Here is a 9,095-nt window from a genome sequence, read left to right as displayed (position 1 = left end):
ACCGGCTGGGTCCAGGAAGATCGCCTGATGGACCTCGATTAAAGATCAAGCTTAGCTATTAAGAAGAACTGAGGCCCGACCTTTATTGGTCGGGCCTTTTTTTTTGATATCCGCCTATCTAACCGGATGTAGATTGTGGCGAATTTGTGTTCGCCTTTTCCTCGTGAGATAACGACGGTCCTTTAATGACCAACATGAGGATGCGCCTTGTCTCCCAAGCTCATCACCGCGCTGGCAGTATTCGGCATGATCGCAACTCTGCCGAGCCAAGCTGACGCACAACGCCGCTCCGGCGCCCAAAGGGCCCAAGACCAGCAGATGGCGCAAATCCCGCGCTGCTCGACCAATCTCGGCACCATTACGATTGCGGATGGTCAGTCCACCTATTGGCGAGAGCTGCAGCTCTCCCCGCCCCAATCCCTGTTGCGCGTGGTGATCCAGCGCTCGGGCTGCTTCACCCTGGTGGATCGCGGCACCGGCAGTCAGGTGGCCGATCGCGAGCGTGAACTGGCGTCCGGCGGTAACCTCCAGCGCGGCTCCAACATCGGCGGTGGCCAGATGCGGGCTGCCGACTATGTGCTGGTCGGTGAAGTGGCCAGCCAGAACGCCAACTCGGGCGGCAGTGCTGTGGCCGGTATCGCCGGTGCCGTTCTGGGCGGCCGCGCCGGTGCCGTCCTCGGCGGTATCCGCACCCGCAATATGGAAGCCAACACCGTCCTGTCGTTGACCAGCGTCCGCACCTCCGAGACCGTGGCTGTGACCGAAGGCTATGCCTCGCGCAGCAATGTGTCGTGGGGTGCCGGCGCAGGCGGCTTTGGTGCCGGTGCTCTGGGCGGTGGAGCCTATGAAAATACCGAAATCGGCCGGATCGTCGCCGCTTCCTTCATTCAGGCCTACACCGACATGGTGACCCAGTTGGGTGGTCTGAGCGGGAATGCCGCCGCCGAAGCACCGATCCAGACCTATACCGTGCAGCAGGCCTCGACCTTGCGGGCTTCGCCCAATGCCAATGGCGCTGTCGTACGCGCCCTGCCCCAGGGTCTGCGCCTTTATCCCACAGGCAAACGCGAAGGCCCGTGGTGGGAAGTCATGGACGACAACGACAACATCGGCTGGGTCCAGAACGAGCGCCTCGCGCCGGGGACCTAAACAATCCACACCTGTCCTTTTGCAAAAACCTAGTGCCCGCCGCCATTTAGCGGCGGGCTATTTTTTAGCTGTGAGGTGATGGAATCGTGATCTCCAATCTCGCGCGAATCACAGGCATCCTGATTGCATGAACGCGCACGCAGCCATCGCCGACCCCGCCGACCGCATCGCTGCGGCACCCGCTGACCATCCGGAATGGCAGTACCTGAACCTGTTGCGCGATATCCTCGATAACGGCATCGAGCGGGGCGATCGTACTGGCACGGGAACGCTGGGCGTGTTCGGTCGCCAGATGCGTTTTGACCTGTCGAAGGGTTTTCCGCTTCTGACCACCAAGAAGCTGCACACGCGTTCGATCATTGTCGAACTGTTGTGGTTTCTGCGCGGCGAGACGAACATCCGCTGGCTCAAGGAAAACAAGGTCAGCATCTGGGATGAATGGGCCGATGCCGAAGGCGAACTCGGTCCCGTCTATGGCAAGCAATGGCGTTCGTGGGCGGCTCCGGACGGTCGTGTGATCGACCAGATCGAAAAACTGGTCCACAACCTCAAAACCAATCCGAACAGCCGCCGTCACGTCGTATCGGCTTGGAACCCTGCGGACGTGGACGACATGGCGCTTCCGCCATGCCACTGCCTGTTCCAGTTCTTCGTCGCCGATGGAAAGCTGAGCTGCCAGCTCTACCAGCGCTCGGCAGACGTGTTCCTGGGCGTGCCGTTCAACATCGCCTCCTATGCACTACTGACCCTTATGGTGGCGCAGGTCGTGGGTCTTGAGCCGGGCGAGTTCGTGCACAGCTTTGGCGATGCACACCTGTATCTGAACCATCTGGATCAGGCGCGCGAACAGCTGACGCGTACGCCCCTGCCCTTCCCGACGATGCAGATCGCACCGCACACGGATCTGTTCGCTTTCGGCCCTGACGACTTCACCCTCGTCGGCTATGAGGCGCACCCCCACATCAAGGCCGCCGTTTCGGTCTAACCCCAAAGACGTGATGAATATCAAAGAGCTACAGGATGCGGTCATGCGCATCTCTGACAAGTATGCGCGTGAGCATTCCATCGACCGCGACCGCGACTGGGCCATCCTGAAACTTCAAGAAGAACTGGGCGAGTTGACGCAAGAACACCTGCGCCTCAGCAGCCGCGCACGCGGCACGCCCAACCCGCAAGCTCAAGCAGACGAAGCCGCCGATGTTCTGGGTATGCTTCTGATCTACTGCCAGATGTCGGGTATCGACATCGAACAGGCGATGGAACGCAAGTGGCTAAGCTGGCTTAAGCCACAAACGTAAACTCACGAAACAGTGGATAGTCAAAGTCGACTGTCCGTCCCAAGGTCCACTGACCGATTCCGCCGGAGCGTCCGGCGGCACGGGCCTATGGGAGGCTATTCATGATCAGGAAGTTTGCTGCCGAGCTCGTCGGCACAGCAGTACTGGTTCTGTTCGGTTGTGGTGCAGCGGTTCTGGGCGGGTTCGATATTGTCGGCCAGCTGGGCATCGCCCTTGCGTTCGGTTTCGCCATCGTCGCCATGGCCTATGGCATTGGTCCGGTCTCGGGCTGTCACGTCAATCCGGCGGTTAGCTTCGGTGCATTCATTGCCGGTCGCATGTCGGCCAAGGACATGGTGGTCTATTGGATCGCCCAGTTCATCGGTGCTCTTTTGGGTGCGGCCATTCTGGGCATGATTGCCAAGACCGGCTTTACCCAACTGGGTCAGAACGGCTTTGAGGCCGGCTCCCCGGGTGGCTACAGCATGCAAGCCGGCATGATCTTCGAGATCGTGTTTACCGCCATCTTCCTGATCGTCATCCTTGGCGTGACGGGAGCCAAGGGCCACGGTGCGTTTGCGGGTGTTGCCATCGGTATCACCCTGGCTGTCATCCACATTGTGGGCATTCAGGTGACCGGCGTGTCGGTGAACCCTGCCCGCAGCTTTGGCCCCGCCGTACTGGTTGGTGGTCAGGCCCTGAGCCAACTGTGGCTGTTCATCGTCGCTCCGCTGATCGGCGCTGCGATCGGTGGCGCTCTGTTCCGCTTGAATCTGCTGGAACCGGAAGCCTAACCTTACGGACAGGGGCGGGATTTCCCGCCCCTGATTCCGTCAGGAGAGTTCCATTTGCCCCTACCCTCTATCGCACTTGTCGTCGCGCGTGGCCGCAATGGCGTTATTGGTCGGGATGGCGATCTGCCATGGCGACTGAGATCGGACCTTCAGAGGTTCAAGGCCGTCACAATCGGCAAGCCCTGCATTATGGGCCGCAAGACATGGGAAAGCCTGCCACTTCGCCCGCTTCCCGGACGGCTGAATCTGGTCCTGACCAAGGACGAATCCTATCACGAGAGCAGTAAGGCCAAGGGATGCGTGGTCGTGACCACCATGGCCGAAGCCCTGTCCATGGCCCGCGAACAGGCCATGGAAGATGGTGTGGACGAGGTCTGCATCATCGGCGGTGCCGCCATCTTTGAAGCCGCCCTGCCCAAGGCCAAGCGCCTCTACATCACCGAGGTCGAGGCCGAGCCAGACGGCGATGTCCATTTCCCTGCCTTTAACGAGGCGGACTGGGTCGAAACCCTGAACGAGCCGCATCAGGCGGGTGAAAAGGACGACCACGCCTTCACCTTCCGCACTCTGGATCGGGCATAAATCAAAAGGGCGACCCAATGGGCCGCCCTTTTTCAGTTCTCAGTACAGTTCCAGCATGTGCTTGCGGTCGAAATCGACCGTCTGCTCAAACTGTCCGGCCTTCACCTTGCTGCCCCACTGCGGGTCGGCCAGCAGGGCACGTCCAACAGCCACAAGGTCGAACTCTTCGCGTTCCAGACGGCGCAGCAGTTCGGACAGATCTGTCTTTTGTGCGCCCGCCCCCTTGGTCAGGCTGGCCAGAAACTCCCCGTTCAAGCCCACTGACCCGACGGTGATCGTCGCCTTGCCCGTCAGCTTCTTGGCCCAGCCCGCAAAGTTCAGGTCAGAGCCTTTAAACTCCGGCTCCCAGAAACGGCGCTGCGAGCAGTGGAAGACATCGACGCCCGCCTCGCTCATCGGCTGGAGCCATGCGGACATTTCATCGGGCGTCTTGGCCATCTGGACGGTGTAATCCTGCTGCTTCCACTGCGACAGGCGCATGATCAGCGGGATATCCTCGCCGATACCGCGACGGACGGCCTTGATCACCTCGACGGCAAAGCGGCTGCGTTCCGGCAGGGTCGGCCCACCCCATTGGTCGGTGCGAATATTGGTGCCGTCCCACTGGAACTGGTCGATCAGATAGCCGTGGGCACCGTGGATTTCGACGGCATCAAAGCCGATCTCGCGGGCATGGCGAGCCGATTGCTCGAATGCGGCCAACGTGTCGGCGATGTCCTCATCGGACATCGGCTCGTACTTCTGCTTTTCGGGCGCGACGAGGCCCGACGGCGCATCCACCTTACCAAACGGCTCCCAGTCCGCGCCCTGACCACGGGCCGAGCCGACGTGCCAGATCTGCGGCGCGATCTTGCCGCCGACGGCATGGACCTCCTCCACGACCTTTTTCCACGCGGGAATGGCATCGCCATAGAAGACCGGCACATTGGCGTCGTTGCGCGCCGCAGGACGGTTCACCGTCGTGCCCTCGGTCACGATCAAACCGACATCGGCCTCGGCGCGGCGGCGGTAATAGGCCGCCACCTCATCGGTCGGGATGCCACCCGGCGAGAACGAGCGGGTCATCGGGGCCATCACCAGCCTGTTCGGCAGGGTCAGGTTCTTGATCGTGAACGGCTGAAACAGAAGGTCGAGACTCACCCATAATCTCCTTGGTTCGAATACCAAGAAGATGGGTAGCATTCATTCGACGAAAAGGTCAGTTGCGATTTTAAACTTCCCGCGCAGCCAGCATGGCGTCGGCCATGCGATAGGCCAGACGCGCGACCGCCTCGTCCTTCGAATAGTTCTTGCGGCCCATGACGCGGTCCATCTCTGCGACCGTCATCTTGGAATAAACGCTGGTCGCGTGGTCCAGCGCCGACATGGCAAACTCGTCGCGCAAGGTTTTGGTCGCGCGTGCCGATTTGCCCGCGGACTTGGTGACCTTGGTAATGTCAGCTTCAACGCTACTCATCGTCGAACGTAGCACTTTCAACTCGCCCATTTCGAACTCCAGTGACGTGAAAGCCTGCCCACAGTGGCAAGGACATCGTCCTTTGCCAGCAAGTCCGGTGCCAGACCTGTCGCGCCACCCCTAGACCTATGCCGAAAGGCCAAGACCTTCAGCAACCTTTTGAGCAATGTGGACAAAATGCTCGGCCACATCACCGAAGGGTTCAGCCAGCACAACCGGAAGGCCCGCATCACCGCCCGCACGGACCGACGCGCTCAGCGGCAATTCGCCCAAGAATGGCACATTCAGACGCTCGGCCTCCGCCTTTGCGCCGCCGCGACCAAAAATGTCGCCGCTCATATTCTCGATCAGGCCCAGCGTGGGGACGCCGACCTTTTCGAACAGGGTGTGGGCACGGCGCGCATCGGCCAGCGCCACTTCCTGCGGCGTGGAAACAATCACCGCACCGTCCAGCGGGGTTTTCTGGATCAGGGTCAACTGCACGTCACCCGTACCCGGCGGCAGGTCCACGACCAGCACGTCCAGCGGCTGTTCGGCGGTGCCCCAACGGGTCTGGGTCAGCATTTGGTTGATCGCCTGCGACGCCATCGGGCCACGCCACACCATGGCGTCATTGGCCTGTGTCAGCACGCCGACCGACATGGCCTTAAGCCCGTGCGCTTCCAGCGGAACGATCGCCCCATCGACGTAGTCCGGCTTACCGGAGATACCCAACATGGTCGGCATGGACGGGCCATAGACGTCCGCATCCAGAATGCCCACCGACAGGCCCTGCTTGGCCAGCGACACAGCCAGATTGACCGATACGGTGGACTTGCCCACGCCGCCCTTGCCGCTGGCCACGGCCAGAACGCGCTTCACATGGGCGGGACGCTCGGTCGGCACCGGAGCCTTGGGCTTGGTCTGTTCGACGGCGGCGTTAGACAGGCTGGCAGTGCGACGGGCGGGCTTGGTGACCGCTTCGGCGGTCAGCACCACCGAAACACGCTCCATGCCCTCCATGGCTTTCAGCTTGGCCTCGGCCTCGTCTCGCACGCGGGCATAGGCGGGGGCGTCCGCCGCCGAGACCTCAAGCACAAAGCCCGCGCGTCCCTGATCGGCGATCAGGCCCTTGACCATGCCGGATGCGAACAGCCCCTGCCCCGACTTCGGGTCGGTGATGGTGTCCAGAACAGCGATGACGGAGGCGCGATCGATCAAGGGGAAACTCCAGCGAAACATCAACGGGACTTGCCGCGTCGGTTTGTGCCTTCTATCGCCGTGCGAACAGAACCGCGAGCCTGAACCATTGTCCAAGACCGATTCATTGCCGGATATCACCCTGATCGCGGGCCCGACCGCCTCGGGCAAGTCGCGTCTGGCGCTGGACATGGCCTTGGCGACGGATGGCATCATCATCAACGCCGACAGCCAACAGCTGTATGCCGACCTCGATGTCTTGAGCGCCCGCCCCCCGCGTGAGGACGAGGCGCAGGCCCCACACCGCCTTTACGGCGTGGTCGATGCTGCCGAAGCCTGGTCCGTCGGAAAATGGAGTGAGGCCGCTCTGGCCGAAATCGCAGACGCCAAGGCACAGGGCCGTCACGCCATCGTGGTTGGCGGCACGGGACTGTATTTCAACGCGCTTGTGAAGGGATTGGCCGAAATCCCTGAAGTTCCACTGGAAACGCGCGACGCCGTTCAGGCCGAATACGAAACCATCGGTGAGGCAGCTTTCCGCGCCATCCTGCGTGAAGTGGACCCGACCGCAGAGGCCGCCATCTTCCCGTCCGACCGTCAAAGACTGGTCCGCGCCCTGTCGGTCCACCGCGCCAGCGGCCGTTCACTGACCGAATGGAAGGCCGATACCCGCCCCCTGCTGTCCCCCGACCAGTGGCGCGGCATTATCGTCGAGCCTGACCGCCAGGCGCTTTACGATAACTGCGACCGCCGCGTGGACATCATGATCGACACCGGCGCGGTCGAGGAAGTCCGCGCCCTGATGGCCCGCAATCTGGATAGCGGCCTTCCCGCGATGAAGGCCGTGGGCGTCCGTGAGATCGCCGCATGGCTGGCGGGCGAAATGGACCGCGATACAGCCATCACGGCCATGAAACAGGCCACGCGCAACTATGCCAAACGCCAGCTGACATGGTTCCGCAACCAGCAAGCCGAATGGCCGCGCCATCGCCCGTAAGGCTCCGCACGGCCTCAAGCGATCATCCCTTGTAGCCTGCCCGAACTCCCCCTATATTCAATGTGTTCGGGCTTGCTCGGACTATGGCGATAAACGCGCTTGTAATAAGCGGACCGGACCCGGGTGCGATTCCCGGCGGCTCCACCATTTCCTTCCTCGCGTTATCGGCGAAGGCAGCATGGGGCCGACTAGCATCGACGGACGTGTAAAGAGGTTGCTTTCGCCCGAATTGGCCCACCGTTATCGGGCTACTTAAACTAAATGCGAACGATAACTTCGCTGAGGAAGTCCGCCTCGCCGCGTAATGCGGTTCGGTGACATCCGACTAAACTCCTAGGGGTTCAGATCCTTAGGCGGGGCCCGGTGGGTGCCTGGCAACAGAAACCCACCACTTTCCCTTCAAAACTTATTTGGTGAAAAGCGCGTCCCAAGGCCGTCTGCATCTTTCATCGCGGCTCACACATCGCTAACACTTCGCAACGCGAGTTTTGAGGCCGGCTATGACTGATCAGCACCCCCCGATCGACGAGATGCAATACGAGCAGCTGGCTCAGGATGCGCTGCGAGGCGTGATCCGCGCGGCGCTCGAACGTGCGGCATCGCCCGAGGGCATTCCCGGCGCGCACCACTTTTACCTGACGTTCAAGACCCGCGCTCCGGGCGTGGTTCTGCCCAATGACGTGGCCAGCAAATATCCGGACGAAATGACCATCGTCCTGCAGCACCAGTATTGGGACCTCGAAGTCACCGACAAACACTTCAGCGTCATGCTGAAGTTCGGCGGTGCGCCCAAGGTGCTGAACGTGCCGTTCAGCGCCATCGTCCGCTTCTACGACCCCAGCGTCCAATTCATGCTGCAGTTCGACGAGCCGGAAGTCGTCGAGGCCGAAATCGCCCCCCTGCCCACGCCTGTTCGCGATCCGGAAGCCGCTCCGGCTCCCGCCGCATCCGGCGATGATGGCGAAGCCAAGGTCGTTTCGCTGGACCAGTTCCGCAAGAAATAAACGCAACTTCCGCCTGATCGCGGACGTTTCAGCATTCCCGTTCCAAGGAGTGCCCCATGCGTTTTACCTCCACCATTACGAGTGCCGCCGTCGCCGTTCTTGCGGTTGCGGCACTTTCCGCCTGTAAGCCTGCAGGAACGGATAACCCCGCATCCGCTCCGTCGGAACAGGTGCCTGCCGAAACGGCTCCTTCTGTCGATACCGCTGCCCCCGTCACTGGCCCTTGGGCCGGACTGCAGAACCACATCGGCAAATATCCGAACGAATCCGGCCTGCTGACGAACAGCCCCATTGTCGAGCCGCTCAAGACGCTGTTGGGCGACAAATACGATACCTTTGTCACCAATCTGGGCGTCCAGTCGCCACTGACCCGCGACGGCGATTTGCTGTTCACCTCCGGCAACAAGCCGCATGAGGGCGGGATGGAAGGGGCCTATCTGATCCTCGATCCGTCCAAAACCACTTTGGAAGCAGGGCTTTGGGAGAAGGGCAAGCTGACGACCTATACGTCTCAGGGCGCAAGCTTGCGTAAGCCCGCGGACATCCAGACGATGATCCAGAACAACGCGGAATAACGCCGCTTTTCCTGATCTGTTTTGCAGATAATATTGTTCGGCCGGATGCCTGCGCGTCCGGCCGAAAACTTATCGACGACCG

The 9,095-nt window shown here is 61.3% G+C and carries 11 protein-coding genes and 1 other RNA gene; 9 read left to right on the top strand and 3 right to left on the bottom strand.

The genetic code is table 11. The features are described 5' to 3' along the window. The first annotated feature begins 207 nt into the window (after positions 1-207). The 5 genes from Q0Y42_RS10630 to Q0Y42_RS10610 all read left to right on the top strand — a co-directional run bounded on the left by Q0Y42_RS10630 (position 208) and on the right by Q0Y42_RS10610 (position 3,802). On the top strand, positions 208-1,149 hold the full coding sequence (locus Q0Y42_RS10630; protein ID WP_297803492.1) for a CsgG/HfaB family protein: 942 nt from the start codon (positions 208-210) through the stop codon (positions 1,147-1,149). Between the two features lie 127 nt (positions 1,150-1,276). After that, positions 1,277-2,134: a thymidylate synthase gene (locus Q0Y42_RS10625; RefSeq protein WP_297803490.1), complete on the top strand. Its 858-nt coding sequence runs from the start codon at positions 1,277-1,279 to the stop codon at positions 2,132-2,134. Between the two features lie 43 nt (positions 2,135-2,177). Continuing rightward, positions 2,178-2,447 carry a phosphoribosyl-ATP pyrophosphohydrolase gene (locus Q0Y42_RS10620; protein ID WP_297803488.1) on the top strand — a complete coding sequence of 90 codons (270 nt, stop codon included), beginning with the start codon at positions 2,178-2,180 and terminating at the stop codon, positions 2,445-2,447. 101 nt (positions 2,448-2,548) lie between these two features. Then, entirely contained in the window at positions 2,549-3,220 is a 672-nt protein-coding gene (locus tag Q0Y42_RS10615; RefSeq protein WP_297803486.1) for an aquaporin, read from the top strand. A gap of 54 nt (positions 3,221-3,274) precedes the next feature. Beyond that, the gene (locus tag Q0Y42_RS10610; RefSeq protein ID WP_297803484.1) at positions 3,275-3,802 is read left to right on the top strand and encodes a dihydrofolate reductase; all 528 of its coding nucleotides are present in this window, start codon (positions 3,275-3,277) and stop codon (positions 3,800-3,802) included. 39 nt (positions 3,803-3,841) lie between these two features. On the opposite strand, the gene Q0Y42_RS10605 is transcribed toward Q0Y42_RS10610, so the two are convergent. The 3 genes from Q0Y42_RS10605 to Q0Y42_RS10595 form a co-directional block, all read right to left on the bottom strand. Further along, complete coding sequence (locus Q0Y42_RS10605) at positions 3,842-4,942, bottom strand: NADH:flavin oxidoreductase (RefSeq protein WP_297803482.1); 1,101 nt, start codon at positions 4,940-4,942, stop codon at positions 3,842-3,844. A gap of 70 nt (positions 4,943-5,012) precedes the next feature. After that, positions 5,013-5,258, bottom strand: coding sequence for a hypothetical protein (locus tag Q0Y42_RS10600; protein WP_297803481.1), 246 nt, complete (start codon positions 5,256-5,258; stop codon positions 5,013-5,015). A gap of 126 nt (positions 5,259-5,384) precedes the next feature. Beyond that, entirely contained in the window at positions 5,385-6,458 is a 1,074-nt protein-coding gene (locus Q0Y42_RS10595) for an Mrp/NBP35 family ATP-binding protein (protein ID WP_297803478.1), read from the bottom strand. An 88-nt stretch (positions 6,459-6,546) separates the two neighbouring features. Here Q0Y42_RS10595 and miaA point away from each other — a divergent pair, with 88 nt between their 5' ends. The 4 genes from miaA to Q0Y42_RS10575 all read left to right on the top strand — a co-directional run bounded on the left by miaA (position 6,547) and on the right by Q0Y42_RS10575 (position 9,013). Then, entirely contained in the window at positions 6,547-7,434 is an 888-nt protein-coding gene (gene miaA, locus Q0Y42_RS10590) for a tRNA (adenosine(37)-N6)-dimethylallyltransferase MiaA (protein ID WP_297803476.1), read from the top strand. A gap of 25 nt (positions 7,435-7,459) precedes the next feature. Then, positions 7,460-7,827, top strand: a transfer-messenger RNA (tmRNA) gene (ssrA, locus tag Q0Y42_RS10585). 107 nt (positions 7,828-7,934) lie between these two features. Beyond that, complete coding sequence (locus tag Q0Y42_RS10580) at positions 7,935-8,438, top strand: ClpXP protease specificity-enhancing factor SspB (protein ID WP_297803474.1); 504 nt, start codon at positions 7,935-7,937, stop codon at positions 8,436-8,438. A gap of 56 nt (positions 8,439-8,494) precedes the next feature. Further along, on the top strand, positions 8,495-9,013 hold the full coding sequence (locus Q0Y42_RS10575; protein WP_297803472.1) for a hypothetical protein: 519 nt from the start codon (positions 8,495-8,497) through the stop codon (positions 9,011-9,013). Positions 9,014-9,095 lie beyond the last annotated feature (82 nt).

This window comes from uncultured Brevundimonas sp. (assembly GCF_947305955.1).
In the GTDB taxonomy this organism is placed as follows: domain Bacteria; phylum Pseudomonadota; class Alphaproteobacteria; order Caulobacterales; family Caulobacteraceae; genus Brevundimonas.
Note: the sequence above shows the minus strand (reverse complement) of the source record. Positions and strands in the feature narration are given on the sequence as shown.